Source organism: Ramlibacter sp. P4_H7 (assembly GCF_056400765.1).
In genome coordinates this window covers 1-23,640 of the sequence record NZ_JBFUKP010000025.1, presented here as the reverse complement: position 1 = coordinate 23,640, position 23,640 = coordinate 1, and the positions used below count along the sequence as shown (strand labels likewise).

Annotated in this window: 27 protein-coding genes and 1 pseudogene; 17 read left to right on the top strand and 11 right to left on the bottom strand. The window is 69.9% G+C overall.

Annotated elements, in window-relative coordinates:
* Nucleotides 1-20 precede the first annotated feature (20 nt).
* Together moaD and AC1DSA_RS23705 are read left to right on the top strand one after the other, a co-directional pair.
* Nucleotides 21-272, top strand: a complete 252-nt coding sequence (moaD, locus tag AC1DSA_RS23710) for a molybdopterin converting factor subunit 1 (RefSeq protein ID WP_477893400.1) — start codon at nucleotides 21-23, stop codon at nucleotides 270-272.
* A 7-nt stretch (nucleotides 273-279) separates the two neighbouring features.
* Nucleotides 280-756, top strand: a complete 477-nt coding sequence (locus tag AC1DSA_RS23705; RefSeq protein ID WP_477893361.1) for a molybdenum cofactor biosynthesis protein MoaE — start codon at nucleotides 280-282, stop codon at nucleotides 754-756.
* A gap of 29 nt (nucleotides 757-785) precedes the next feature.
* Here AC1DSA_RS23705 and AC1DSA_RS23700 read toward each other — a convergent pair whose 3' ends face one another.
* The 5 genes from AC1DSA_RS23700 to AC1DSA_RS23680 form a co-directional block, all read right to left on the bottom strand.
* Complete coding sequence (locus AC1DSA_RS23700) at nucleotides 786-1,589, bottom strand: DUF4198 domain-containing protein (protein WP_477893360.1); 804 nt, start codon at nucleotides 1,587-1,589, stop codon at nucleotides 786-788.
* 67 nt (nucleotides 1,590-1,656) lie between these two features.
* Complete coding sequence (locus AC1DSA_RS23695; RefSeq protein ID WP_477893359.1) at nucleotides 1,657-1,947, bottom strand: hypothetical protein; 291 nt, start codon at nucleotides 1,945-1,947, stop codon at nucleotides 1,657-1,659.
* Between the two features lie 17 nt (nucleotides 1,948-1,964).
* Nucleotides 1,965-3,464, bottom strand: a complete 1,500-nt coding sequence (locus tag AC1DSA_RS23690) for a DUF4331 domain-containing protein (RefSeq protein ID WP_477893399.1) — start codon at nucleotides 3,462-3,464, stop codon at nucleotides 1,965-1,967.
* 195 nt (nucleotides 3,465-3,659) lie between these two features.
* The gene (locus AC1DSA_RS23685; protein ID WP_477893358.1) at nucleotides 3,660-4,643 is read right to left on the bottom strand and encodes a Bug family tripartite tricarboxylate transporter substrate binding protein; all 984 of its coding nucleotides are present in this window, start codon (nucleotides 4,641-4,643) and stop codon (nucleotides 3,660-3,662) included.
* A 25-nt stretch (nucleotides 4,644-4,668) separates the two neighbouring features.
* Nucleotides 4,669-5,178 (bottom strand): MarR family winged helix-turn-helix transcriptional regulator, encoded by a 510-nt coding sequence (locus tag AC1DSA_RS23680; protein ID WP_477893357.1) that lies wholly within the window; start codon nucleotides 5,176-5,178, stop codon nucleotides 4,669-4,671.
* A 93-nt stretch (nucleotides 5,179-5,271) separates the two neighbouring features.
* Here AC1DSA_RS23680 and AC1DSA_RS23675 point away from each other — a divergent pair, with 93 nt between their 5' ends.
* Nucleotides 5,272-6,249, top strand: a complete 978-nt coding sequence (locus AC1DSA_RS23675; protein WP_477893398.1) for a tripartite tricarboxylate transporter substrate binding protein — start codon at nucleotides 5,272-5,274, stop codon at nucleotides 6,247-6,249.
* A 2-nt stretch (nucleotides 6,250-6,251) separates the two neighbouring features.
* Nucleotides 6,252-7,481, top strand: coding sequence for a flavin-dependent oxidoreductase (locus AC1DSA_RS23670; protein ID WP_477893397.1), 1,230 nt, complete (start codon nucleotides 6,252-6,254; stop codon nucleotides 7,479-7,481).
* A gap of 41 nt (nucleotides 7,482-7,522) precedes the next feature.
* Here the strand turns inward: AC1DSA_RS23670 and AC1DSA_RS23665 are convergent, their stop codons facing one another.
* Nucleotides 7,523-8,092: a hypothetical protein gene (locus AC1DSA_RS23665; RefSeq protein ID WP_477893356.1), complete on the bottom strand. Its 570-nt coding sequence runs from the start codon at nucleotides 8,090-8,092 to the stop codon at nucleotides 7,523-7,525.
* Between the two features lie 101 nt (nucleotides 8,093-8,193).
* Between AC1DSA_RS23665 and clpB the strand changes: the two genes are divergently transcribed.
* The 4 genes from clpB (at nucleotide 8,194) to AC1DSA_RS23645 (ending at nucleotide 13,819) form a co-directional block, all read left to right on the top strand.
* Nucleotides 8,194-10,818, top strand: coding sequence for an ATP-dependent chaperone ClpB (gene clpB, locus AC1DSA_RS23660; RefSeq protein WP_477893355.1), 2,625 nt, complete (start codon nucleotides 8,194-8,196; stop codon nucleotides 10,816-10,818).
* 201 nt (nucleotides 10,819-11,019) lie between these two features.
* Nucleotides 11,020-11,649, top strand: a complete 630-nt coding sequence (locus tag AC1DSA_RS23655; protein WP_477893396.1) for a response regulator — start codon at nucleotides 11,020-11,022, stop codon at nucleotides 11,647-11,649.
* 6 nt (nucleotides 11,650-11,655) lie between these two features.
* Nucleotides 11,656-12,984 (top strand): NAD(P)/FAD-dependent oxidoreductase, encoded by a 1,329-nt coding sequence (locus AC1DSA_RS23650; protein ID WP_477893354.1) that lies wholly within the window; start codon nucleotides 11,656-11,658, stop codon nucleotides 12,982-12,984.
* Nucleotides 12,985-13,084: 100 nt separating this feature from the next.
* Nucleotides 13,085-13,819 (top strand): hypothetical protein, encoded by a 735-nt coding sequence (locus tag AC1DSA_RS23645; protein WP_477893353.1) that lies wholly within the window; start codon nucleotides 13,085-13,087, stop codon nucleotides 13,817-13,819.
* A gap of 4 nt (nucleotides 13,820-13,823) precedes the next feature.
* Here AC1DSA_RS23645 and AC1DSA_RS23640 read toward each other — a convergent pair whose 3' ends face one another.
* Nucleotides 13,824-14,027, bottom strand: a complete 204-nt coding sequence (locus AC1DSA_RS23640; protein WP_477893352.1) for a DUF3079 domain-containing protein — start codon at nucleotides 14,025-14,027, stop codon at nucleotides 13,824-13,826.
* A 129-nt stretch (nucleotides 14,028-14,156) separates the two neighbouring features.
* On the opposite strand from AC1DSA_RS23640, the gene AC1DSA_RS23635 reads away from it, so the two are divergent.
* Nucleotides 14,157-14,294, top strand: coding sequence for a DUF3096 domain-containing protein (locus AC1DSA_RS23635; RefSeq protein ID WP_477893351.1), 138 nt, complete (start codon nucleotides 14,157-14,159; stop codon nucleotides 14,292-14,294).
* Nucleotide 14,295: 1 nt separating this feature from the next.
* Here AC1DSA_RS23635 and AC1DSA_RS23630 read toward each other — a convergent pair whose 3' ends face one another.
* A complete protein-coding gene (locus tag AC1DSA_RS23630; protein WP_477893350.1) occupies nucleotides 14,296-15,078 on the bottom strand; it encodes an SDR family oxidoreductase in 783 nt (260 codons plus the stop codon).
* Between the two features lie 280 nt (nucleotides 15,079-15,358).
* Between AC1DSA_RS23630 and AC1DSA_RS23625 the strand changes: the two genes are divergently transcribed.
* Nucleotides 15,359-15,796: a hypothetical protein gene (locus tag AC1DSA_RS23625; protein ID WP_477893349.1), complete on the top strand. Its 438-nt coding sequence runs from the start codon at nucleotides 15,359-15,361 to the stop codon at nucleotides 15,794-15,796.
* Between the two features lie 109 nt (nucleotides 15,797-15,905).
* Here the strand turns inward: AC1DSA_RS23625 and AC1DSA_RS23620 are convergent, their stop codons facing one another.
* Together AC1DSA_RS23620 and AC1DSA_RS23615 are read right to left on the bottom strand one after the other, a co-directional pair.
* On the bottom strand, nucleotides 15,906-16,397 hold the full coding sequence (locus AC1DSA_RS23620) for an NUDIX hydrolase (protein ID WP_477893348.1): 492 nt from the start codon (nucleotides 16,395-16,397) through the stop codon (nucleotides 15,906-15,908).
* 40 nt (nucleotides 16,398-16,437) lie between these two features.
* On the bottom strand, nucleotides 16,438-17,298 hold the full coding sequence (locus AC1DSA_RS23615; protein WP_477893347.1) for an MBL fold metallo-hydrolase: 861 nt from the start codon (nucleotides 17,296-17,298) through the stop codon (nucleotides 16,438-16,440).
* A 72-nt stretch (nucleotides 17,299-17,370) separates the two neighbouring features.
* On the opposite strand from AC1DSA_RS23615, the gene AC1DSA_RS23610 reads away from it, so the two are divergent.
* The 4 genes from AC1DSA_RS23610 to AC1DSA_RS23595 are packed head-to-tail and all read left to right on the top strand — an operon-like array spanning nucleotide 17,371 to nucleotide 19,420.
* On the top strand, nucleotides 17,371-17,721 hold the full coding sequence (locus tag AC1DSA_RS23610) for a metalloregulator ArsR/SmtB family transcription factor (protein ID WP_477893346.1): 351 nt from the start codon (nucleotides 17,371-17,373) through the stop codon (nucleotides 17,719-17,721).
* Entirely contained in the window at nucleotides 17,718-18,149 is a 432-nt protein-coding gene (locus AC1DSA_RS23605) for a YeeE/YedE family protein (protein WP_477893345.1), read from the top strand. Before AC1DSA_RS23610 ends, AC1DSA_RS23605 begins: the two co-directional genes overlap by 4 nt.
* Before the next feature lie 10 nt (nucleotides 18,150-18,159).
* On the top strand, nucleotides 18,160-18,606 hold the full coding sequence (locus tag AC1DSA_RS23600) for a DUF6691 family protein (protein WP_477893344.1): 447 nt from the start codon (nucleotides 18,160-18,162) through the stop codon (nucleotides 18,604-18,606).
* Between the two features lie 4 nt (nucleotides 18,607-18,610).
* Nucleotides 18,611-19,420, top strand: a complete 810-nt coding sequence (locus AC1DSA_RS23595; protein ID WP_477893343.1) for a sulfite exporter TauE/SafE family protein — start codon at nucleotides 18,611-18,613, stop codon at nucleotides 19,418-19,420.
* On the opposite strand, the gene AC1DSA_RS23590 is transcribed toward AC1DSA_RS23595, so the two are convergent.
* On the bottom strand, nucleotides 19,421-20,245 hold the full coding sequence (locus AC1DSA_RS23590; protein ID WP_477893342.1) for an AraC family transcriptional regulator: 825 nt from the start codon (nucleotides 20,243-20,245) through the stop codon (nucleotides 19,421-19,423). It abuts the gene before it with no gap.
* A 72-nt stretch (nucleotides 20,246-20,317) separates the two neighbouring features.
* On the opposite strand from AC1DSA_RS23590, the gene AC1DSA_RS23585 reads away from it, so the two are divergent.
* From AC1DSA_RS23585 to AC1DSA_RS23575, 3 genes and pseudogenes are all read left to right on the top strand, one after another.
* The gene (locus AC1DSA_RS23585) at nucleotides 20,318-21,547 is read left to right on the top strand and encodes an MFS transporter (RefSeq protein WP_477893341.1); all 1,230 of its coding nucleotides are present in this window, start codon (nucleotides 20,318-20,320) and stop codon (nucleotides 21,545-21,547) included.
* A gap of 50 nt (nucleotides 21,548-21,597) precedes the next feature.
* A complete protein-coding gene (locus AC1DSA_RS23580) occupies nucleotides 21,598-23,229 on the top strand; it encodes an AAA family ATPase (RefSeq protein ID WP_477893340.1) in 1,632 nt (543 codons plus the stop codon).
* A 12-nt stretch (nucleotides 23,230-23,241) separates the two neighbouring features.
* Nucleotides 23,242-23,640: pseudogene (locus AC1DSA_RS23575) on the top strand (general secretion pathway protein GspB); the annotation flags it as partial.

Genomic DNA, 23,640 nt, shown 5'->3' with positions numbered 1-23,640 from the left:
CGCAGGCCGAAGGCGCCGCCGTGACCGTCCGCATCCGGTACTTCGCCTCCATCCGGGAGGCGCTGGGGCAGGGCCAGGAGGGCCTGCAGACGTCCAGTGCGACCCTGGGCGCCTTGCGCGACGAGCTGATCGCCCGCGGGGAGCCCTATGCGTCGGCGCTCGCGCGCGGCAAGGCCGTGCGCATGGCGCTCGACCAGGACATGAGCGATGAGTCCGCCGGATTGCGCGAGGGCTGCGAAGTCGCGTTCTTCCCGCCGGTCACCGGCGGCTGAGGCGCGCATGGCCGCGGCACGCGTCACCATCCAGGCCGGCGACTTCGACGTGAACGCCGAGATCGCGGCGCTTCGCGGCAGCGATCCCGGCGTGGGTGCGGTGTGCAGCTTCATCGGCACTGTGCGCGACCGCAACGACGGCAGCAGCGTCAGCGCGATGGAGCTGGAGCATTACCCGGGCATGACGGAAAAGGCGATCGAGGAAATGATCGACGAGGCGTTCCGCCGCTTCGCCATCCGTGGCGCGCGCGTGATCCATCGCGTCGGGCCGCTGCAGGTACAGGACCAGATCGTGCTGGTGGTGGTGACTTCGTCCCACCGGGGCGAGAGCTTCCGCGCCTGCGAGTTCCTGATGGACTACCTGAAGACCCAGGCACCCTTCTGGAAGAAGGAGAGCACCCCGGAGGGCGAGCGCTGGGTGGATGCGCGCGTCGCCGACGACGCGGCGCTGCAGCGCTGGGGCATCGCCAGCCGCAACGGCTGAGGCGGGGTGCCCTGCGCGCCGGGCCCGGGTCATTCCGGCAGCGCGAAGGTCAGGTTGCCCCAGTAGCTGTCCCAGTCGTGGGCTGGCGGATCGGTCGCCGGGATCATGTGGACCACGCTGGCCATCCAGGTGCCCGCCTCGGGCGGCGTGAACGCGACGCGGCCTTCGCGGTCGGTGGTCGCCGAAAGCAGCTGCACCTGCTCCCCGCGGCGGTGCCAGAACTTCACCAGCGCGCCCGGTAGCGACCGCGTGTCGAACAGCAACCGGAACGACAGCGGCTCGCCACTGCGCGCGCGCGCGGGATCCGACAGCGGCAGGATCTCCAGCCGCTGTCCCGTGCGCACCGCATAGGTCGGGTCACCGCGCGCGCCCACCTGGACCAGCGTCTTGATGTTGCGGCGGTAGCGCTCGCGTCCTTCGGTTTCGCTGCGACCGGTGCGCTCGCGCTCGCGCAGCACGGCCTGCAGGCCTTCGGCGCGCAGGTAGTCGTTGAACTTCTCGGCGGGCAGCACGATCTCGCTCGGTTCCGTCGTGATCGCCAGCACGTGCGTGCCCGGACGCGTGAGGTCGACGCGCCACGAGGCCGCGGCGCCGTCGGCAGGGACGCGCGCGCGCAGGTCGGCCCGTCCCTCGGCGGACAGATGTTCGAACTGCGCCAGCAGCGCACGGGAGAAACCGACGCGATCGCCGGTGAACTCCTGGCCGACGGCGAGCGACAGGGTCGCGGGGCCCGGGCCCGCCAGCTGGAAGCGATCGGGCAGGACCCAGAATTCGTGCGCGCGGACGGACAGCGCCCACGACAGGGCCAGGAGGGCGACGGCGGTGCGGAGCATTCGTGGCTTTCGTGGAAAAAGCGCCGGGTCGCACCGCGAGGGTGGGGCCCGGCGCCGTCTCGCGCACTCAGTTCACCGGCTCGGGGCCCGACGTGTCCGCCGTCGGCAGCACCGCGTTGCCCAGCACCACCGGCTCGGTGGTGTCGGAGGACTGCGCGATCAGCTCCTTGAGGAAGGCCATGAGGCCGCCGACGGACTGTTGCGCGGAGCCCGGCACCTGCGAACCCGCAGTGGCCGCACCGGGACCGGCCGGATCGGCGCCACCGCCGCCTCCGCCGCCGCCTCCGCCTCCGCAACCCGCGAGCGCCAGCACTGTCAGCGCGAGCGCCACCGCGCCTTGCAGTTGGATTCGCAACATGCTCGTTCTCCTTCGCGTCACGGGAAGCTCGTGCCGGCGGCCGGCGCGGGGTTCAGGTTGCCGGGCAGCGGCGTCGTGAGGTAAGGAAAGCCCGACCCGAAGTTCGCCGCCGTCTTGCGCACGCCGTCCGTGAGGGGCAGGCCGCCCGCCGGCGCGTCGGAAGGCTTGCATCCCACCTTCAGGCTGTCGCCCGTGCCGGTGAGCACGCACAGCGCGCCCATCGCCACGCGCAGCGACAGGTCGACCACGTCGTCCGCCGGGCGCCTGCCGTTCGGGAAGCCCGCGTTGTCGCCAGCAGCCACGCCGAGCGGGTTCTGCGAAGCCGCCGCGACCGGTGCGATCGAGGTGTTCAGCCGCAGCATCTCCGAGGGGGTGACGTTCTTCGGCTGGTTGAGCCCTTCCAGTCCCTTCAGGAACACGGTCACGAGGTCCGTGCGCGGGAAGTTGGTGGGCGCCTTGGCCGAGGGGAACAGCGACTCGATCAGCGCCGGCAGCGCCGGATGGGTGACGTAGTCCAGCAGCGCCGCGTCGTCCTTGGGCTTGCCCGCATTGAACCGGTCCTTGTCCGGCAGGCCGATCACCACCTCGTTGACCAGCGGCATGCCCAGGCGCGAGACCTGCGTCCATGCGCCGCCTTCGCGGGTCGCGTTGTTCAGGCCGGTGGCCGGTGTGCCGTCGACCAGCCGCGCCTGCCGCAGGCTCGCGGTGGTGAAGACGCCGATCACCGGGTCGCCCGCAGCCGTCAAGCAGGCGATCGGCAGCTCCAGGGCGATGGTGCTGATGTTCTTGCCTTCGAGGTCGTTGTTGTTGCCGCCGATTTCCGGTCCGAGCGGATTGAGGTTGAACAGGTCGAAGGTCTTGCCGACCGCGATGTAGAACGGCTCCTTGCGCTGGCCGACGAACACGCGTCCCGGCGTGGCGCAGCCGGGCACGTTGAGGGCATGGATGTGCTGGTTGGCGTAAGCCGCATAGCCGCCCGGGAAGGTCTTCTCGCCGATGTTGTCCACCGGCTTGTCGAAGCTGCCGGCGCTGGGTCCGCTGATGGCGCCGGAACTGCCGCCGCGCCGGTTGCCGCGCACGAGGGTGACGTTGTAGGTCTCGCGTACGTTCAGCGCCGCGGCGTTCACGCCGCTGATGGTGCCGCTGTTGATCAGCGGGATCTTGGTGGACTTGCCGCCCACGCTGAGCGCCTGGTCCTTGGACGTGTTGGTGAAGCGGAACTGGAAGGTGAGGTCTTCCACCGCGTCGCCGTTGTTGTCGATGTGGATCTCGTACAGCGCGTTGGGATCGAACATGTAGAAGTTGGGCCCGCCCTGCGGGTCCTGGAAGGGCATGTAGTTCGCCAGGATGGTCACGAAGTCCTGCCGCCCGGGCTCGTAGCTGCGGAACGCATAGAGGTCGGTGGCGTCCACCTTGGGCTGGCTGGCGATGTAGGGCGCTTCGCGGTGGCTGGACGCGATGGCGCCGGTCGCGCACAGCAGCAGCGCGAGGGCGGCGACGGGATGCTTCCGGCTCATGCGCTCCTCCCGCTGGAGAGCGCCGGCCTGGCCGCGCGGGGCCCGGTTGAGTTCGAACATGGATGCTCCTTGGTGGGTTCTGGGGATGGCGCACGTTGGTGCCGCCGAGACCAGTACGCAGCGCGGAGCCGAACGGTTTCCGGCACGCCAAAAAAAAGCGGCGCATCGCGCCGCCTTCATGGTCGAGCGTGGCCGCTATTTCGCCTGGTAGCCGCTCGCCTTGATGATCTTGTCCCAGCTCTGCGTGTACCCCTGCACCCGCTTGGCGAACGCCGCCTGCGGCTGGTACGCCACCGTGAGGCCCATCGAGGTCAGGTGGTCCCGCACTTCCGGCATCGCCACGACCTTGGCCAGCGCCTGGTTGAAGCGCTCGATCACCGCCGGCGGCGTGCCCGCGGGCGCGAAGATGCCGTAATAGGGCAGTTCTTCCAGGCCGGGGATGCCCAGTTCCGCGAAGGTCGGCACGTCCGGGAGGATCGCTTGGCGCTTCTCCCCGATCACGGCCACCACGCGCAGCTTGCCTGCCTTGTGGTTCTCGATGAAGTCGGGGATGGAGGCGACGCCCGCGTGGATCTGGTTGCCCAGCATGTCGCCCATCATGGGCGCGCTGCCGCGGTAGGGTGCAGCCTGCAGGTCCAGCTTGTACTTGCTGCCGATCATGCCAACCAGGAACTCCGGGATCGAGGCGGGGGCCGGCACGCCGATGGTGTCCTTGCCGCCGGGGGACTGCACGAAGCGCACGTACTCCGCCACCGACTTCGCGGGCGTGCCGCCCGAGAGGGCGAGCGCGTTGGCGAAGGTGGCGAAGCCAGCCACCGGCACGAAGTCGACCGCCGGGTCGAAGCCGGCGTTCCTGGTGACCAGCGGCAGGATGGAGATCGAGTGGTCGTGGCTCAGGAAGAAGGTGTGCCCGTCCGGTGCCGCCACCTTGAGCGCCTGCGCGGCGATCTGGCCACCTGCCCCGGCCCGGTTGTCCACCACCACGGGGGCGCCCAGCTGGTCCTTCAGCTTGTCGGCCAGGGCGCGGGCAATGGCATCGGTGCCGCCGCCTGGCGGGAAACCCACCAGGATGCGGATGGGGGTGGCGGACTGCGCCTGGGCCAGGCCGGCGGCCAGCATGAGCATGCTGGCCAGGAACAGCCGGCGCAGGGGGCGGAAGCGGGGTTCGGTGTTCGGCATGCCGCCGAGCATACCGGGCAGGGCTTCAGGCCGCCTGACGCGGCGCTGGCGTGGCCGGCGGCACGAAGGCCGCCCGGGCTTCGTCTTCCAGCTCCCCCGTGAGCAGCTGCAGCAGGTGCAGGAGCTGCTCCTGCTGCTGCTTGTCCAGCGGGCCCATCAGCCGCTTGTAGGCCTTTTCGGCCGGCTTCTGGGCCTGCTGCAGCACCGATTCGCCTTCCGGGGTGAGGGTCACGCACACATTGCGGCGGTTCTCCTCCGCCGGGCCGCGCGAAACCAGCCCGCGGGCCTGCAGACCCCGCAGCACCCTCAGCACCGTGACCTTGTCGAAGCCCAGGGCCCGCGCCAGGCTGGACTGGCCCATTCCGGGGTGGGCCTGCAGGACCGTCAGCACGCCGAACTGCGCGGGCGTGATGCTGAGCTCGCGGCAGGCGTCCTCGAACACGGCCGCCGAGATCTGGTGCGCGCGGCGCAGCAGGAACCCTGGGCGGGCATACAGCCGGGACAGGCTGGCGGGCATTTTGGTCGGGGCGGGCAAGTCTCGTTTCATTGTTCCGGGTATGCGCTGATTGTGCACTGTGGGCGGCCATTCCATAATCGTTAGCATGCCAACTTGCAAGCCCGAAACGCAATGAACCCGCTGCAACGTGCGGCCGCAGCCGCTCTCGCCTTCCTTTCCCTGGGCGCCGTCGCCCAGGCGCCGCAGGCTGTCCCGGCAGCGGGCGTGCCCCTGAAACTGATCGTCCCGTTCACGCCGGGCACCGGCATCGACATCGTGGCCCGCACCGTCGGGCCCCGGCTCGGGCAGCGACTGAACCGGCCGGTGGTGGTGGAGAACCGCACTGGCGCTTCCGGCAACATCGGCACCGAGGCCGTGGTGCGCTCGCCGGCGGATGGCAACACACTGCTCGTCAGCGTGAACACGCTGGTGATGAACAAGGGGCTGTACCCGCAACTCCCCTTCGACCCGGTGAAGGACCTCGTGCCGGTGTCGCTCACCAGCTGGGGCCAGCTCATCCTGGTGGCGCCGCCCTCGGCCGGCTTCAAGACCGCGGCCGACCTGGTCCAGGCCGCCAAGGCCCGGCCCGGCAAGCTCAACTACGCCAGCCCGGGCGTCGGCACGCCGCACCACATGTCCATGGAGCTGCTCAAGCAGACCGCGGGCGTGTACCTCACCCACATTCCGTACCGCGGCACCGCGCAGGCCGTGACGGACCTGCTCGGCGGCCAGGTCGATGCGATGTTCCTGCCGATCCACGTCGCCCTGCCGCACGTGAAGTCCGGGCGGCTGGTCGCGCTGGGGATCGGCAGCGACAAGCGCCATCCGCTGCTACCCGACCTGCCGACGCTCAAGGAGGCGCACGCCGGCGACGTGAACGTCGACATGTGGTTCGGCATCTTCGCGCCGCCCGGCACGCCGCCCGAGCAGGTGCAGAAGCTGAACCACGAGCTGCGCGACATCCTGGCTTCGCCCGAGGTGCGCACCGCTTTCTCGACCCAGGGGATGGATCCCGCGTCGAGCACGCCGGAGGAGTTCCGCAAGCTCGTCTCCCGCGACGCCGACCGCTGGGCCGGCCTGATCCGCACCGCGAACATCAAGGCCGAATGACCATGCGCATCGCAATCGTCGGGGGCGGCATCGGCGGCCTCGCGCTGGCGCTTGGCCTGCACCAGCGCGGCATCGCCTGCGACGTTTACGAATCCGCGCCGGAAGTGAAGGAACTGGGCGTCGGCATCACGCTGCTGCCGCACGCGATGCGCGAGCTGGCGGCGCTCGGCCTGCAGCCGCAGCTGGAGGCGCTGGGCATCGAGAACCTGGAGAGCGTGTTCTTCAACCGCTGGGGGCAGTTCATCTTCCGCGAGCCGCGCGGGCGGCATGCGGGCTATGCCGTGCCGGAGCTCGGCATGCACCGCGGCAAACTGCATGGCGTGATGTTCCAGGCGGCGCTGCAGCGCCTGGGCTCCGCGCGCATCCACCTGGACCATCGCTGCGTCGGCCTTCAGCAGGACGCCAACGAGGTCACGCTGGCCTTCCAGGACGCGCGCGGCCAGCTGCGTCCTTCGGTGCAGGCCGACATCGTCATTGCCTGCGACGGCGTCAATTCGGCGGTGCGCCGCCAGTTCTATCCGCTGGAGAAGCCCGCCTTTGCCGGGATCAACACCTGGCGCGGCGTGACGGTGCGCCGGCCGATCCTCACGGGCAAGACCTACATGCGCATCGGCACGGTGGACACGGGCAAGATCGTGATCTACCCCATCGTCGACGACGTGGACGGGCAGGGCAACCAGTTGATCAACTGGACGGCCGAGATCCGCCAGCCCCAGGCGGGCATGAACGACTGGAACAAGCCCGGCCGGCTCGAGGACTTCCTGCACATCTACCAGGACTGGACCTTCGACTGGCTGGACGTGCCCGCGCTCATTCGCAACGCGAGCGAGATCCTGGAGTACCCCATGGTCGACAAGGACCCGGTGGATCGCTGGTCCTTCGGCCGCGTGACCTTCCTGGGCGACGCGGCGCATCCGATGTATCCGCGCGGCTCCAACGGCAGCGCGCAGGCGCTGCTCGACGCGGCGGCGCTGTCGACAATGCTCGCCGCGGGCGGCGACCCGCAGCAGGTGCTGCAACGCTACGAGGCCGAACGCCTGCCCGCGACCGCGCGCGTGGTGGAGACCAACCGCACCGTGCCGCCGGACTTCATCATCATGAAGGCCGACGAGCTGAGCGGGGGCCAGCCGTTCCCGGGCACGATCGACGAGCTCGTGAGCCCGGACGAACTGCGCCGGATCTCCGAGGAGTACAAGCAGGTCGCCGGCTTCACGCTCGACAAGGTGAACTGAGTCCACGAAGAACGAAGCGGCCCGCGGGCCGCTTTTCTGCTTCAGTGCAAGTGCCGCGGCCGGGCCGCGTCGTCGTCGGCGGCGGGTTCCACCGCCGCCACCGGCACGAAGGGCTCGCGCCAACCGGCCTGCAGCAGCGACTGGTCCAGCAGGTGCATCAGCCCCTGCATCAGCTTGGGCTGCATCTCCATCTGGAAACTGCGAGGCTTGGTGTCGCCCTTGGGCGGCCGTTCGTTGAAATTCAGGCGCAGCGGCCCGGTGGCCAGCGGCGTCGCGTCGACGTCGGTCACCAGCAGCGGCTCTTCGCCGAGGGGCAGGCGCTGCTGCTCCTCCTTGTACGGCGTGTCGAAGTCGGCGTGCTGCAGGAACTCTTCCTTGCGGAAGTCCGCCAGCATCTTCTTGAGTTCCGGCGTCGCGCCCGCAAGTGAAGCCCCGGCGGACTCCAGCTTGAGCAGGTGCTCGGTGAGCAACTTGGACAGCAGGGGCCACAGTCCCACCAGCAGGCGTCGGGTGAGCCACATGCGCATTTCCTCACCCTCGACGGTGTTGACGCGCATGAGGATGCGGTCCTGCTCCGGCAGGTAGCTGACCGACATCTGGTGGATCTGCATGAGGTTTGATTCTAGTCACCCCACCGACGGGCGACGGCGGCCTACAGTCCGGCCTTGAAAAGTACCGGTCTACGCCTATCTGGGCCGTAACGGAGTATTTCATGCGACTCGACAAACTCACCACCAAATTCCAGGAAGCCCTGGGCGACGCGCAGAGCCTCGCGCTCGCCAACGACCACGCGTACATCGAACCGGCGCACTTGCTGGTGGCGATGCTGCGACAGGAAGACGGGCCGCGTGCGCTGCTGCAGCGCGCTGGCGTCAACGTGCAGGGCCTGCTCGCGGCGTCCGAGGGTGCGATGCACAAGTTGCCGCAGGTCCAGGGACAGGAGCAGATCCAGGTCGGCCGCGACCTCGCCGCGCTGCTGCAGCAGTCCGAGAAGGAAGCCCTCAAGCGCAACGACCAGTTCATCGCCAGCGAAAACTTCCTGCTGGCCGTCGCCGAGACCAAGCAGGACATCGGCCGCATCGCGCGCGAGAACGGGCTGTCGCGCAAGTCGCTGGAATCGGCCGTCGATGCGGTGCGGGGAGGGCAGAACGTGAATTCCGCGGAATCCGAAGGCCAGCGCGAAGCGCTGAAGAAGTACACGCTGGACCTGACCGAGCGCGCCCGCATGGGCAAGCTCGACCCGGTGATCGGCCGCGACGAGGAAATTCGCCGCGCGATCCAGGTGCTGCAGCGGCGCACGAAGAACAATCCCGTGCTGATCGGCGAGCCCGGCGTAGGCAAGACTGCCATCGTCGAAGGTCTCGCGCAGCGCATCGTCGCCGGCGAAGTGCCCGAGACGCTGAAGAACAAGCGCGTGCTGTCGCTGGACATGGCGGCCCTCCTGGCCGGTGCCAAGTACCGCGGCGAATTCGAGGAGCGCCTGAAGAACGTGCTGAGCGAACTGGCCAAGGACGAAGGCCAGACCATCGTCTTCATCGACGAACTGCACACCATGGTGGGCGCCGGCAAGGCCGAAGGCGCCATGGACGCGGGCAACATGCTCAAGCCGGCGCTGGCACGCGGCGAACTGCACTGCGTCGGAGCGACCACGCTGGACGAATACCGCAAGTACATCGAGAAGGACGCCGCCCTGGAGCGCCGCTTCCAGAAGATCCTGGTGGGTGAGCCGACGGTGGAGGCGACCATCGCCATCCTGCGGGGCCTGCAGGACAAGTACGAAGCCCACCACGGCGTCGACATCACCGACCCCGCCATCGTCGCGGCGGCGGAGCTTTCGCACCGCTACATCACCGACCGCTTCCTGCCGGACAAGGCCATCGACCTGATCGACGAGGCCGCATCCAAGGTGAAGATCGAGATCGACTCCAAGCCGGAAGCGATCGATCGCCTGGACCGCCGCATGATCCAGCTGCAGATCGAGCGCGAGGCGATGAAGAAGGAGAAGGACGAGGCTTCCCAGAAGCGCCTGTCGCTCATCGAGGAAGAAATCGTCCGGCTGAAGAAGGAGACGTCCGACCTGGAAGAGATCTGGAAGTCGGAAAAGGCCTCGGCCCAGGGCAGCGCGCAGATCCGCGAGGAAATGGACAAGCTGCGCCACCAGATCGACGAGTTCACCCGCAAGGGCGACTTCAACAAGGTCGCCGAACTGCAGTACGGCAAGCTGCCGTCGCTGGAAAAGCAGCTGAAGGAAGCGCAGGACAGCGAGACCGGCAAGGCCAAGAGCGGCAAGCCGCAGCTGCTGCGCACGCAGGTCGGCGCCGACGAGATCGCCGAAGTGGTGGCGCGCGCGACCGGCATTCCCGTGTCCAAGCTGATGCAGGGCGAGCGCGAGAAGCTGCTGCTGATGGAAGGCAAGCTGCACGAGCGCGTGGTCGGCCAGGACGAGGCGATCGCCGCGGTGGCCAACGCCATCCGCCGCTCGCGCTCCGGCCTATCCGATCCGAACCGGCCGACCGGCTCCTTCCTGTTCCTCGGCCCCACCGGTGTCGGCAAGACCGAGCTGTGCAAGGCGCTGGCGTACTTCCTGTTCGACAGCGAGGAGCACCTCATCCGCATCGACATGAGCGAGTTCATGGAGAAGCATTCGGTGGCCCGACTGATCGGCGCGCCTCCCGGCTACGTGGGCTACGAAGAAGGCGGCTACCTGACGGAGGCCGTGCGCCGCAAGCCCTACAGCGTGATCCTGTTCGACGAGATCGAGAAGGCGCACCACGACGTGTTCAACGTGCTGCTTCAGGTGCTGGACGATGGCCGCCTCACGGACGGCCAGGGCCGCACCGTGGACTTCAAGAACACGGTGATCGTGATGACGTCCAACATCGGCTCGCACATGATCCAGGCGATGGTGGGCAAGCCCTACGAGGACGTGAAGGAGGCGGTGTGGGACGAGCTGAAGAACCACTTCCGCCCGGAGTTCCTGAACCGCATCGACGAGACGGTGGTGTTCCACGCCCTGAGCGCCGAGCATATCGGGCGGATCGCGAAGATCCAGCTGGGCGTGCTGGAGCAGCGGCTTGCGAAGATGGACCTGCAGCTGGAGGTGTCGCCGGCGGCGCTGGAGGAATTGGCCAAGGTCGGTTTCGATCCGGTGTTCGGCGCGCGGCCGCTCAAGCGGGCAATCCAGCAGCGCATCGAGAACCCGCTGTCACGGCTGATCCTGGAAGGGCGCTTCCCGCCCAAGAGCGTGATCCCGGTGGAAGTGGATCCCGTGCGCGAGCCAGGGGTATTCCACTTCGGCGAGGGGCAGGGCATCCGCCGTGAGGCGGAGGCCGCCTGAGCGGATCTGGGAGCATGATGCAAGAATTCCCTACGGTCGCGTAGGAGCATGACTACATAAGCCTTACTGGACGTCGTTTCCTAATGGCCTCGTCGGGCCGCGCAGGCCCGCGAGCGACAGGACGACGCCGTGAAGCTGCACCGCACCAGCGAACGCGAGCAGGCCGCGGCCCCTTCCCAGGGGCCGTGGAACCTGCGCGCCGTGCGCGTGGGCATCGCAGACGACCATCCCATCACCCGCACCGCGTTGCGGGGCTACCTGGACGACCAGGAAGGAATCCGCGTGGTGGCCGAGGCCGCCTCGGGGCGCGAGGCGATCGACCTGGTGCGCACGCAGGAAATCGACGTGCTGCTGCTGGATCTGGACATGCCCGGGCAAAGCGGCATCGACGCGCTCACCATGATCCGGGCGAAGGCCGAGCACGTCGCCGTGCTCGTGCTGTCGGGCTATCCGGAGCACCAGTACGCCGTGCCGCTGATCCGCAACGGCGCCAGCGGTTACCTGAACAAGGCGTGCGAGCCCTCGGAGATCTGCGACGCGATCCGCCGGGTCGCGCAGGGCGGCCGTTACATCACGGCGGTGGTCGCCGAACTGCTGGCCTCGCAGGTGATCGCGCCCACGCCGGGCGGCCTGCACGAGCAGCTGTCCGCGCGGGAACTGCAGGTGTTCCTCAAGCTGGCGCAGGGCTGCACCGCCGGGCAGGTGGCGGCCGAACTCTCGCTGAGCGCCAAGACCGTCAGCACCTACCGCGCACGCCTGATGCGCAAGCTGGAGGCGCATTCCAACAGCGACCTCACGTACTACGCACTCAAGCACCGGCTGCTAGACTGATCCGCCGTGTCCATCCCGAGCAGCAAGCCGCGGGTCGTGATCATCGGATGCGGGTTCGGCGGCCTGGAGGCCGCCCGCGCGCTGCGCGGGGCCGACCTCGACGTCACGATCGTCGACCGCACCAACCACCACCTGTTCCAGCCCCTCCTGTACCAGGTGGCGACGGCGGGACTGTCCGCGCCGGCCATCGCCGCGCCGGTGCGCCATCTGTTCCGGCACCAGGAGAACGTCACCACGCTGCTGGGCGAGGTGGTGGCCATCGATGCCGCCGCCCGTGCCGTGCAGCTGCGCGACGGCCTGCGGCTGCCCTATGACCACCTGATCGTCGCTGCCGGTGCCACCCACAGCTACTTCGGCCGCGACGACTGGGCGCCGTTCGCCCCCGGCCTCAAGACGCTGGCCGATGCCTTCGACATTCGGCGGCGGGTGCTGCTGGCGTTCGAAGCCGCGGAAAAGGAAGCAGACCCTGCGGTGCGTGCGGCCTGGCTGACCTTCGTCGTCATCGGTGCGGGGCCCACGGGCGTGGAGATGGCGGGCACGCTGGCGGAGATCGCGCGGCGCACGCTGCCGGGCGAATTCCGCCACATCGATCCGGCGCAGGCGCGCATCCTGCTGGTGGAAGGCGGACCGCGCGTGCTGCAGGCCATGCCGGAGGCGCTCAGCGCCAGCGCCCGGCGGCAGCTGGAGAAGCTCGGGGTCGAGGTGCGCGTGGGCTCGCGCGTGGTGGCCGTGGATGCCGATGGCCTGGAGCTGCAGCAGCCCGGCGACGTCCCCGGCCTGCGCATCGCCAGTCGCTGCATCATCTGGGCGGCCGGCGTGGCGGCCTCGCCCCTGGGCCGCCAGCTCGCCGAGTCGACCGGCGCCTCGGTGGATCGCGCGGGCCGCGTCACGGTGGAGCCGGACCTGGGCCTCGCCGGACATCCCGAAATCAGCGTGGTGGGCGACCTGGCGTCGGCCCAGAGCCATCTGCCCGGGCATTCGCCGCGGCCGGTGCCCGGTGTCTCGCCGGCCGCCAAGCAGATGGGCCGCGCGGCCGCGGCCAACATCCTGCGGCGGCTGCGCGGCGAAGCGACGCAGCCCTTCCGCTACCGCGACTACGGCAACCTCGCGACCATCGGCCGCAATTCCGCCGTGGTCGATCTCTGGACGCCCTGGCGGCGCATCGAGTTCAGCGGCTGGTTCGCGTGGGTCTTCTGGCTGTTCGCGCACATCTACTTCCTGATCGGCTTTCGCAACCGGATGGTCGTGCTGATCGACTGGGCCTCCGCGTACTGGAGCGAGCAGCGCTATGCCCGCGTGGTGACCGGCATCGATCCGCACGCCACCGACAACTGAAGGAAGGTCGGGCGCCCTGGGGGGCGCGCCCGCACTGGACTTCCGCAACTGTTGACGCAGCGCAAAGGTGCCGGCGTGCCCGGTTTGCAAAATCGGTAGCATGCCAACGAACCGCGTTCCCGCCCTGTCTCGCCGAGGCCTGCTGCTCGCGGCCGCGGCGGCCACGGTGAACCCAATCGGCGCGCTGGCCGCCGGCATCTGCACGCCGCGCGAGCTGGCGCTGCGCTTCGACGCCGCGGTGGCGCAGAAGCTGCAGGTGCCGACCTCCGAGTCCTGGATCTACGCCAGCCTCGCCGAAGCCGAACTGGCCGGCCATCCCGGCGTGGCGACCGAGCCGCAGTACGTGCTGGTCGTGGATAGCAGCCCCGCGATCCAGGTGGCTTTCCTGTTCTGGCGCCTGCTGCCCGGCCGCTACGAGCTGGTGGGCGCATCGCCGGCTTCGACCGGCAGCCCCTTGCGGCCCGGTTGCCTGGAGACCCCTTGCGGCGTGTTCCCCCAGGCTTCGGTGTCGGACGCGGGCCGCGCATTCGCCGCGCGCGTGTACGACTTCGGGACGCAGCGCGCCCGCGATGCCACGGGAACCGGCTACGGCGCGCTGCGCCTGCAGGCCCGCGCCGCACTCGGCCGCCACCGTGCGCTGCTGGGCACCGCGCAGTCGGACGGGCGCGTGCTGCTGCCGCCCACCCTGGTGGCCTTCCTCGACAGCTACGGCGTGCTGGACGGCCGGCGCAGCAACGCCACGGCCGCCGGCGAGTCCGTTCCCTTTGCCGGCCAGTACCTGGTGGTGATCGACAGCGAGCGCGACGAGCGCCCGGACTGGGCCGTCCCGGCCTGAGGCCTCAACCGCCCTCGGCGGCCGCGTCCTGCGCGGGCCGCAACGGATCCAGCCCTTCGCGCTCCCAGCCTTCGCCGAAGGTCTCGATCGGGTGCTGTGTGCGTTCCGTGCCGTTGCCGCAGATCATCTGGTCGGCCGCGCAGTAGCGGTCGCAGCCCCAGCAGGTGCGTTCGGGATGCGCAGGGTGGATCGGGAACTTCTTGGCCATGATGCACCGATTGTGGGGATGCCCGGCCGCGCTCGCCTTGCCCTGCGTCAAGCGGCTTCCGCTTCGGGCGGGCGCCCCACGACAGCGGCGCCGCGCCGCATACTGGCCCTCCCAATCCGTGGAGTGCCCATGCCTTATCTCCAGCACATCGGTCCGGTCACGGCCTTGATCGCAGGCGTCCTGATCCTCCTCATGCCGAAGCTGCTCAACTACATCATCGCCCTGTACCTGATCGTCACCGGCCTGGTCGGGCTGTTCGGTCGCTGAATCAGGCGCCCTGCTTGCCCATGTGCTGGGCGTAGAGCTTCTGCATGCCGCCGAGCCAGCGGTCGTAGTCCTGGCCCTTGGCCTGGAAGTACTTGGCGACCTCGGGGTGGGGCAAGGCGAGGAAGCGCTCCTCACGCATGGTCTGCAGCACCACGTCGGCCACCTGCTCCGGCGTCAGCACGCCGTTGATGCCGGCGGAGCCGGTGCCGTCGCGCGTCATGTCGGTCTGCACGGATTGCGGGCACAGGCAAGACACGCGCACGCCCTTGCGGCCATAGGCGATGCGCAGCCACTCGGCGATCGCCACGGCGGCATGCTTGGTCACGCCATACGGCGCCGACTCGACGATGTTCAGCAGGCCGGCCGCCGATGCGGTGATGAGGAAGTAGCCGTCGCCGCGCTCCACCATTTCGGGAATCACCGCGCGCGCCGCCCACACGTGCGCCATGCCGTGGATCTGCCACATCTTGTCCCACAGGGCGTCCTCCAGCTCGATGCCGCCCATGCGTCCGAGGATGCCGGCATTGGAGAAGTACACGTCGATGCGGCCGAAGCGTTCGCGCGCCTGGCGTACCAACGCCTGGATGTCCGACTCCTGGCTCACGTCGCAGCGCACGGCAATCGCCTGTGCTCCGATGCCCGCGGCCACGCCCTGCGCGCGTTCCAGGTTCACGTCGGCAACCACCACGCCGAGCGCACCGTCCCGGGCGAAGCGCTGCGCCATGCCGGCGCCGATGCCGCTGGCACCGCCGGTCACCACCACCACCTTGTCCCTGATTTCCATGCTTGCCTCCGATATGCCGCCGAGTATCCGGGCTGGCCGGGATGACGCAAGCCTCGCACGCGACACGGCCGCTGGACGCCAGCTGGTCCGCGCGCATGCCGCGCCACCGCTGGCCTTGGCGGAAAGAACACGCCCATCGTCCCTGTCGTGCGTGGGCCCGGGAGGGCCGCCTGCACGGTGCGGGTACGGCCTCCGACAGCACCGCAGCGCAGGCGTCCTACGCGGCCGTGACGGGCGCTTGGAGATCATTCCTCCAGCAAACACACACGGAGAGCTGGCCATGACCGCCATCGCACAGGACTTTTGGCACGAACAAGAAGATGACCCGGAGATCTGCGTCGACGGCCGCGTCAACGCCGAGCTGGAGGACGCCTACTGGCAGAGCGTCTACTTCGGCGAGGCCTACTACCGCAAGGACTGCAGCTACGAGGACTACGCGCCGGCCTACTGCGCGGGCTACATCGGGTTCGCCCAATACGGCGGCTGCTACGAGGACGCCGAGAAGTCGCTGTGCGCCAACTGGCTGCGCATCAAGGGAGACTCCAAGCTGGGCATCGAGGAAGCTCTGCAGGCGATCCGTGCCGCCTGGCAGCATGCCGCGCAAGCCCAGCTGCCGGTCCGGGAAGAAGAGGAAGAAGAACTCGTGGATACCGGGTTGCTTGCGGCCCGTGCGGCCCGTACGGCCCGCTCGCGCCAGCCGGCCTTCGCCACGGCCTGAACGCCGGCGCAAGCGCCGGCACGCAGCGCTCCTGGGCGCTGTCGCATTCAACCGTCGACAAGCATGCTGGAGGAATGGCTGCGCGGTGGCGTGCGGATTGCCCGCAGCGTCACGGCGCGACGTGCGCGCTCTGCGCCGTTCCGCCCAGGTACTGCAGCAGGCTGTCGATGAAAGGTGCCTGGCCGGCGATCAGCTTGCGCCGGGCCTCGTCCGGGTCGAACCAGTGCACGCGGTCGACCTCCGGAAAGAACTGCAGCCGGCCGGACTTCGGCGGCCATTCGAGCTCGAACCGGTTGCTCACCAGGTCGGCGGGATTTGCATCGCCCTCAAAGGCCCAGGCGCTGATGCGCTTGCCGCTTTTCTGCCGCAGTTCGCCCAGCGGAAGAAAGGGCGGGGTGCTCGCAAACCCGGTTTCCTCCAGGAACTCACGCCGCGCCGCATCCAGCGGATCTTCCCCCGGACCGATCTCGCCCTTGGGCAGCGTCCACGACGCCGCGTCGCGGCGCGCCCAGAAGGGTCCGCCCGGGTGGGCGAGCAGGACCTCGGGCGTCCCCGCGCGGCGTCGAAACATGAGCAGGCCGGCACTGCGGATGATGGTCACGCCGCGAGTGTAGGTCCACCGGCCGGCGCCGGCGCCGCGCTCAGAGCGCGTTCACCGGGATCCTGAGGTACGCCACGCCGTTCGCATCCGGGGGCGGCAAGTGCCCCGCGCGGATGTTCACCTGCACCGAGGGCAGGATCAGGTTGGGCATCTCCAGCGTCGCGTCGCGCGCGGTGCGCATCGCCACGAAATCGTCCGCGCTGACCCCGTCGTGCACGTGGATGTTGGCCGCGCGTTGCTCGGCGACGCTGGTCTCCCAGTGGGGTTCGCGGCCGGCCGGCGGGTAGTCGTGGCACATGAACAGCCGCGTGTCGCCGGGCAGCGCCAGCAGGCGTCGGATCGAGTGGTAGAGGGTGCGCGCATCGCCGCCGGGGAAGTCGCAGCGCGCGGTGCCCACGTCCGGCATGAACAGGGTGTCGCCGACGAACACGGCGTCGCCGACCTGGTAGGCCACGCACGCCGGGGTGTGGCCCGGCATGCCCAGCGCCTGGGCCTCGAGATTGCCGATGCGGAAGCGCTCGCCGTCGGCAAAGAGGTGGTCGAACTGGCGCCCGTCCGTGGCGAACTCCGGCTCCAGGTTGAACAGCTTCTTGAACACGCCCTGCACCCGGGTGATGTCGTGGCCGATGGCGATGCGGCCGCCGAGCTGCTCGCGCAGCCAGGGCGCGGCGCTCAGGTGGTCGGCATGCGCATGGGTCTCCAGGATCCATTCGACGGACAGGCGTTGCGCGCGCACGAAGTCCGCCACCTTTTGCGCGGACGCGGTGCGGGTCCGTCCGGACTTCGCATCGAAATCCAGCACCGGGTCGACGATCGCGCAGGCGGACCCGGGCGCCTCGTACACGACGTGCGTGACGGTGAACGTGGCGGGGTCGAAGAAGGACTGGACGATCGGTCGCATGGCGCGGGCTCCTTGCAGGGCAACGGAAGGCATGATAATATACAAATCAATAGATTGTCAAAGGTTAAAGTGATGAGCCCAGACCTGGACCAGCCGGTCGTCGACAAGGCCGCGATGCGCGATGCCGCGGAGGCGGCCTGCGCGCTGATGAAGGTGCTGTCCAACCCGGACCGCATGCTGCTGCTGTGCGAGCTCGCCGAGGGCGAGCGCAACGTCGGCGAGCTGCAGGAGGCCGTGGGCATCCAGCAGCCGACGCTGTCGCAGCAGCTGGCCGTGCTGCGCGAGGAGAACCTGGTGGAGACCCGCCGCGACGGCAAGAACATCTTCTACAGCATTGCCAGCCCGCAGGCGCTTGCCGTCCTGCAAGTGCTGTATGCGCAGTTCTGCGCAGCCCCGGGCAAGACGAAAAGGAGCCGCAAGTGAGCATCGACTGGAGTCAATTCACACCTTGGGCCTCGCTGGCGGGCGGGCTGTTGCTGGGAGCCGCCGCGGGGATGTTCATCCTGGTCAATGGACGCCTGCTGGGCATCAGCGGCATCGTGGGCGGCCTGCTGAAGCCGCGCACCGGCGACACCGGATGGCGCGTCGCCTTCCTCGCCGGCTTGCTGGCCGCGCCCGTGGTGTGGGCGCTGTTCGCGACGCCGGTGGCGCCCCGCATCGCTGCCGGACCGGGCCTGCTGGTGGTCGCCGGGTTGCTGGTGGGCTGGGGCACGCGCCACGGCTCCGGCTGCACCAGCGGCCATGGGGTGTGCGGGCTCGCGCGCCTGTCGCCGCGCTCGCTGGTGGCCACCCTGGCCTTCATGGGCACCGGCTTCGTCACCGTGCTCGTGCTGCGGCACCTGGCCGCTTGAGGAGGACGCAATGCAACACGCAAGAAACCGAATCTTCGAATTCCTGGCCGGCCTGCTGTTCGGCCTGGGCCTGATCCTGTCCGGCATGACGGATCCCGGCAAGGTGCAGGGCTTCCTCGACCTCGCCGGTGCCTGGGATCCTTCGCTGGCGTTCGTCATGGGCGGAGCCATCCTGGTCGGCCTCCTGGCCTTTGCCCTTGCGCGCCGGCGCACCACCGCCTTCTTCGGCGGTGTAATGCACCTGCCCACCAGCCGCCAGATCGACCGGCCGCTGGTGATCGGCAGCCTGGTGTTCGGCGTGGGCTGGGGCCTGGCCGGCTTCTGTCCGGGACCGGCGCTGGTGTCGCTGGGCGCCGGCCACTGGCAGGCTCTGGTCTTCACGCTGGCCATGCTCGCCGGCATGGCGGTGCACGACCTCGGCGGGCACCGCGCGCCTGTCCTGCGCACCGGAAAGTAAGGCGATGTCCATCGCGTTGCTGGCCCCGGCGCTGGGCCTCGGTGTGGGTTTCGTGCTGGCGCTCACCGGTGCGGGCGGCGCCATCCTCGCGGTGCCGCTGCTGCTGTTCGGCCTGCACCTCACGGTCGCCCAGGCCGCGCCGATCAGCCTGCTGGCCGTGGCGCTCGCCGCCGGCGTGGGCGCGGTGCTGGCGCTGCGGGCGCGCACCTTGCGCTATCGCGCCGCCGGGGTCATGGCGGCCGCGGGGCTGGCGATGGCGCCCGTCGGTCAATGGCTTGCCCACCGCCTGCCCGAGCGCCCGCTGATCGTGTTGTTCGCCGCGGTGCTGGCACTGGCGGCCGCGCGCACGCTGCAGCAGGCGCACCGCGAATTGCGCGGCGAGGAAGCGGCGCGGCCGGCGGGCACGCCGTGCCGGCGCGATCCCGCGACGGGCCGGCTTCGCTGGACTGGCGCCTGCGCAGGTGTGCTGGTGTTCACCGGCGGCCTGACGGGTTTGCTGTCCGGCTTGCTGGGGGTCGGTGGCGGCTTCGTGCTGGTGCCGGCGCTGCTGCTGCTGACCGACCTCACGATGCAGGGCGTGGTCGCCACCTCCATGGGCGTGATCGCGCTGGTGTCCCTGGGCGCGGCCGGACTCGCGGCGGCGCAAGGCCACGTGGCCTGGGAGGTGGCGGCGCCGTTCGCCGCCGGCGCCATCGCCGGGCTGCTCGCGGGGCGGGCGTGGGCGCAACGCCTGCGCGGACCACGGCTGCAGCAGGGCTTCGCCTTGGTTTCGCTGCTGGTCGCCGCCGGACTGGTCGTTCGAGCGGCGCTCTGATCACGCCGCCGCGCGCGGCTGGAAGCGGCTGGGCGGCTGGCCCATCGCCGCCTTGAACATCGCCGTGAACGCGCTTTCGCTGGCGTAGCCGCTCGCCAGGGCCACCTGTCCCACCGCCACGCCGCGCGCCAGCAGCGGCAGCGCATGGGCGAGCACGGCCTGCTGCCGCCACTGCTGGTAGCCCATGCCCAGCTGCTCGCGGAACAGGCGCGCCATCGTGCGTTCGCTGGCGCCTACCTCTGCCGCCCATTGCGCCAGCGTCGACTTATCCGCCGGCGCCCGCAGCACGGCCTCGCACAAAGCCCGCAGGCGCTTGTCCGCCGTCTGCGCCGGGGGCAGCGGTACGCCCAGTGCCTGGGTGTCGGCGCCCCGCAGCTCGTCCAGCAGCAATGCCGTGAGCAGGCTCTCCCGCGCACGCGCCAGGCCGGGCTGGTCGAGCGCGGGCACCAGCTCGCGCAGCAGCGGCGACACCACGAGCACGCGGCAGCCGCTCCAGTCCGGCGGCGCCACCGAGGCGTCGATGTAGAGGGTGCGAAAGTGCGCGGCCTCGATCACGTGCACCGAGTGCAGCGCGCGCGGCGCGATCCAGACCGCCCGCGAGGGCGGCACGATGTAGGTCACCTCGCCGGTCGCGCTGCCCGCGTCCGCGGCACTGACCTGCACGATGCCGCTGGCGCAGTAGGCGATCTGCGCCCAGGCATGGCGGTGCGGCTCGAAGTGCGCGTCGGCCGGCATGTTGCGCGAACGCACGCGCACCGGGCGCGCATGGGTCGGCTGGAAGAGCAGGGCGTCGCTGTTGGCGACGACGGAGCGAAGGCGCGGCATTGGCGGATTTTCGACGATCTCTGTCCTTCCATCGCATTCCGGAAACCGGCGTGCCGCCGTACCATGCCGGCCATGACGTCCGCCGCCCTGTCCACGCCGGTTCCCCTGAAGCGCGATGCCGGGGTGATCGGCCTGGTCGGGCTTGCCCACATGGTGAGCCACTTCGCCCAGCTGATCCTGCCGCCGCTGTTCCCCTGGCTCAAGGATGCGTTTGGAGTCAGCTACACCCAGCTGGGCTTCCTGATGACGATCTTCTTCGCGGTGTCCTGCGGCGTGCAGACAGCCTCGGGCTTCCTGGTCGACCGGTTCGGTCCGCGGCCGGTCCTGTTCGCCGGCCTGGCGCTGGTCGGCGCCGCGGCCTTCGGCTTTGCGTCCGCGCCGAACTACTGGGTGATGGCCTTTTTCGCGATCGTCGCGGGCATGGGCAACGGCGTGTTCCATCCGGTGGACTACACGCTGCTCAACAGAAAGGTAAGCGCGCCGCGCCTGGGCCACGCGTACAGCGTGCACGGCATCACGGGCGCCCTCGGCTGGGCCTCGGGGCCGGCCCTGGTGGTCCCGCTGGCGCTCGCCTTCCACTGGCGGGTCGCCCTGGCCGCTGCCGGTGCGGTCGCCGTCGGCGTGCTGGTCCTGCTGTGGTTCCGGCGCGAGACCCTGGCGCTGCCGCCGGCGCCCCCGGCCACGGCAGCCGATCCGGCGGCCAGCGAGGGCAGCTTCGACTTCCTGCGCATTCCCGCCGTGTGGATGTGCTTCCTGTTCTTCCTCGTTTACGCCGGCGTGCTGACCGGGGTTCAGACCTTCGCCCCGATGGCGGCACGGCAGCTGGTGGACATGCCCCTGGGCCTGGTCGCCGTGTGCGTCACGACGTACATGGTGTGCAGTGCGGGGGGCACCGTGCTCGGTGGCTTCCTGGCCTCGGACCCCGAGCGCTGCGAGCGCGTGGTCGGCGCCGGTTTTGCCATCGCGGCGCTGCTCGCCCTGACCGTCGCCGGCGGCGCGGTCCCGGCCGGCGCCGTGCCGGTGCTGTTCGGCGCGATGGGCTTCGCCAGCGGGATCGCGTCGCCTTCCCGTGACATGCTCGTGAAGCGTTCCACGCCGGAACACGCGACCGGCCGGGTCTACGGCGTGGTGTATTCGGGCCTCGACGTCGGCCAGGCGCTGGCGCCGCTGCTGTTCGGCGCGCTGATGGACCACGGCCAGTTCCGGCAGGTCTGGGTGGTGCTGGCGGGCCTGCAGCTCCTGATCATCGCCAGCGCCTTCCGCGTGCGCCACGTGCGCCGTACTGTGGCATTACCGGCCTGACCCGGGCGATTCCGGACGGCGCCGGCCCCGCGGCGCGCTATCCTTCGCCCATGTATGTCGCGTTCTTCGGGCTGAAGCAGGAGCCGTTCTCGATCGCCCCGGATCCGCGCCTGCTGTTCATGAGCGACCAGCACCGCGAGGCGCTGGCGCACCTGCTGTACGGCGTGCAGGGCGGCGGCGGCTTCGTGCTGCTCACCGGCGAAATCGGCACCGGCAAGACCACCGTGTGCCGCTCCTTCCTCGAGCAGGTGCCTCCGCACGTCAACCTGGCCTACATCTTCAATCCCAAGCTCAGCTCGGTGGAGCTGCTCGAGACCATCTGCCACGAGTTCGGCATCGCGGTGAAGCCGGCGACGGCGCAACGCGCCGCCACGGCCAAGGACCATGTCGACGCGCTCAACGCCTTCCTGCTGCAGTCGCATGCCGCCGGGCGCAACAACGTGCTGGTCATCGACGAAGCGCAGAACCTGTCGCCCAACGTGCTCGAGCAGCTGCGCCTGCTCACCAACCTGGAAACCAACGAACACAAGCTGCTGCAGATCATCCTGATCGGCCAGCCCGAGCTGCGCGACATGCTGGCCCGCCCCGAGCTGGAGCAGCTGGCACAACGCGTGATCGCCCGCTACCACCTGCGGGCGCTGGGCGAGGACGAAAGCGCGCAGTACGTGCGCCACCGGCTGGAGGTCTGCGGCCTGGAACGGCCACTGCCATTCGACCGCGCGGCCCTGCGGCGCGTGCATGCCGCCAGCGGGGGCGTTCCCCGCCGCATCAACCTGCTGTGCGACCGGGCGCTGCTGGGCGCGTACGCGAGCGGCAACGGCAACGTGACCCGACGCATCGTCGATCACGCAGCGGCCGAGGTGTTCCCGCGGTCCGTCCGGTCCGGCAGCGTCCGCACCCGTTCGCTGCTGGCGGCTGCGCTCGTGCTGGCGGCCGGCGCTGGCCTCCTGACGGCTGCCACGCACGTGGGCGATCCGGCCGCAGCGCAGCGCAAGCTGGGCGCGGCTTCTCCGCAGGCCCTGCAGCCCGCGTCCGCCGCTGTTGCCGCGGCGGCTGCGCCGGTCGCGACACCCGCGCCCGCTGCTCCGCCGGCCAAGCCGACACTGCTGCGGGAGGAAGACGACGCCTGGCGCGAACTGGCGCAGGCCTGGAAGCTGCCGCTGCCCGATGGCGATCCCTGCGTTGCCCTGGCGCGCGAGCAGGTGCGCTGCTTCAGCACCAAGCTCAGCCTGCCGCTGATCCGGCAACTGGCACGACCTGGCATCGTCACGCTGGACACGCAGACCAGCCAGCCTTCGTACGCGGTCCTCGTCGGGCTCACCGACCAGACCGCGACGCTGCGCGCGGCAGGCACCGAACAGACCGTGACGCTCGGCGCCCTGGCCGACCGCTGGCAAGGCGATTTCGCCACCTTGTGGCGCGCGCCTGCGGGCTACGTGGACAAGGCGAAGGACGGGCAGGGCGGCCCCGCCCTCGAGTGGGTCGCCGTGCAGCTGGCGGCCACCCGCGGCGTTCCGCCACCCACCGGCAACGTGCGGCTCGATCCGCGCCTGCGGGCCGACCTGCGTGCCTTCCAGGTCGCGCAGGGCCTGCCGGTCGATGGCCAGGCGGGGCCGCTCACCTACATGCAACTCAATCGCGCGAGCGGCGTTCCCGAGCCGCGCCTGCGCACCGAACCCTGAAGAATCCCGCGCATGTCCTACATCCTCGACGCGTTGCGCAAGGCCGACTCCGACCGCGAACGCGATCCGGCACGCGGCATCCATGCGCAGCCCAGGTCGGCCGTGCCCGCCAGTGCGTCTTCGAACCTCCCCGCATGGATCTGGCCGGCTGTGACTGCGCTCGTGGTGCTCGCTGCAGGCGTCGTCTGGTGGCCGCGCCAGGCGCCGGTCCCTCGTTCGACTGAAGCTCCGGTCGTTGCCACGGCCCCGGCCCTGCCTGTGCAAGCACCGGCCGCCGCGCCGACGCCGGCCCCGCCTGCGATGGCCGCCGCCGAAAGCGTGAGTCCGCCCGCTCCGCCGCCGCTGCCCGCTGCGCCCGTGCTGCGTTCGCCTCCGGGCGCGCCGCCGAATCCGCAGCGGTCCGGCTCCCGC

What these genes read in the sequence shown, in the direction of transcription:
- AC1DSA_RS23695 (WP_477893359.1), bottom strand. Translation starts at nt 1,947, where the DNA reads ATGTTGCGAATCCAACTGCAAGGCGCGGTGGCGCTCGCGCTGACAGTG.
- AC1DSA_RS23690 (WP_477893399.1), bottom strand. Translation starts at nt 3,464, where the DNA reads ATGAGCCGGAAGCATCCCGTCGCCGCCCTCGCGCTGCTGCTGTGCGCG.
- AC1DSA_RS23705 (WP_477893361.1), top strand. Translation starts at nt 280, where the DNA reads ATGGCCGCGGCACGCGTCACCATCCAGGCCGGCGACTTCGACGTGAAC.
- AC1DSA_RS23585 (WP_477893341.1), top strand. Translation starts at nt 20,318, where the DNA reads ATGACGTCCGCCGCCCTGTCCACGCCGGTTCCCCTGAAGCGCGATGCC.
- AC1DSA_RS23590 (WP_477893342.1), bottom strand. Translation starts at nt 20,245, where the DNA reads ATGCCGCGCCTTCGCTCCGTCGTCGCCAACAGCGACGCCCTGCTCTTC.
- AC1DSA_RS23645 (WP_477893353.1), top strand. Translation starts at nt 13,085, where the DNA reads ATGCCAACGAACCGCGTTCCCGCCCTGTCTCGCCGAGGCCTGCTGCTC.
- AC1DSA_RS23675 (WP_477893398.1), top strand. Translation starts at nt 5,272, where the DNA reads ATGAACCCGCTGCAACGTGCGGCCGCAGCCGCTCTCGCCTTCCTTTCC.
- AC1DSA_RS23665 (WP_477893356.1), bottom strand. Translation starts at nt 8,092, where the DNA reads ATGCAGATCCACCAGATGTCGGTCAGCTACCTGCCGGAGCAGGACCGC.
- AC1DSA_RS23670 (WP_477893397.1), top strand. Translation starts at nt 6,252, where the DNA reads ATGCGCATCGCAATCGTCGGGGGCGGCATCGGCGGCCTCGCGCTGGCG.
- AC1DSA_RS23600 (WP_477893344.1), top strand. Translation starts at nt 18,160, where the DNA reads ATGCAACACGCAAGAAACCGAATCTTCGAATTCCTGGCCGGCCTGCTG.
- AC1DSA_RS23700 (WP_477893360.1), bottom strand. Translation starts at nt 1,589, where the DNA reads ATGCTCCGCACCGCCGTCGCCCTCCTGGCCCTGTCGTGGGCGCTGTCC.
- AC1DSA_RS23595 (WP_477893343.1), top strand. Translation starts at nt 18,611, where the DNA reads ATGTCCATCGCGTTGCTGGCCCCGGCGCTGGGCCTCGGTGTGGGTTTC.
- AC1DSA_RS23615 (WP_477893347.1), bottom strand. Translation starts at nt 17,298, where the DNA reads ATGCGACCGATCGTCCAGTCCTTCTTCGACCCCGCCACGTTCACCGTC.
- AC1DSA_RS23630 (WP_477893350.1), bottom strand. Translation starts at nt 15,078, where the DNA reads ATGGAAATCAGGGACAAGGTGGTGGTGGTGACCGGCGGTGCCAGCGGC.
- AC1DSA_RS23625 (WP_477893349.1), top strand. Translation starts at nt 15,359, where the DNA reads ATGACCGCCATCGCACAGGACTTTTGGCACGAACAAGAAGATGACCCG.
- clpB (WP_477893355.1), top strand. Translation starts at nt 8,194, where the DNA reads ATGCGACTCGACAAACTCACCACCAAATTCCAGGAAGCCCTGGGCGAC.
- AC1DSA_RS23580 (WP_477893340.1), top strand. Translation starts at nt 21,598, where the DNA reads ATGTATGTCGCGTTCTTCGGGCTGAAGCAGGAGCCGTTCTCGATCGCC.
- AC1DSA_RS23640 (WP_477893352.1), bottom strand. Translation starts at nt 14,027, where the DNA reads ATGGCCAAGAAGTTCCCGATCCACCCTGCGCATCCCGAACGCACCTGC.
- AC1DSA_RS23635 (WP_477893351.1), top strand. Translation starts at nt 14,157, where the DNA reads ATGCCTTATCTCCAGCACATCGGTCCGGTCACGGCCTTGATCGCAGGC.
- AC1DSA_RS23685 (WP_477893358.1), bottom strand. Translation starts at nt 4,643, where the DNA reads ATGCCGAACACCGAACCCCGCTTCCGCCCCCTGCGCCGGCTGTTCCTG.
- AC1DSA_RS23610 (WP_477893346.1), top strand. Translation starts at nt 17,371, where the DNA reads ATGAGCCCAGACCTGGACCAGCCGGTCGTCGACAAGGCCGCGATGCGC.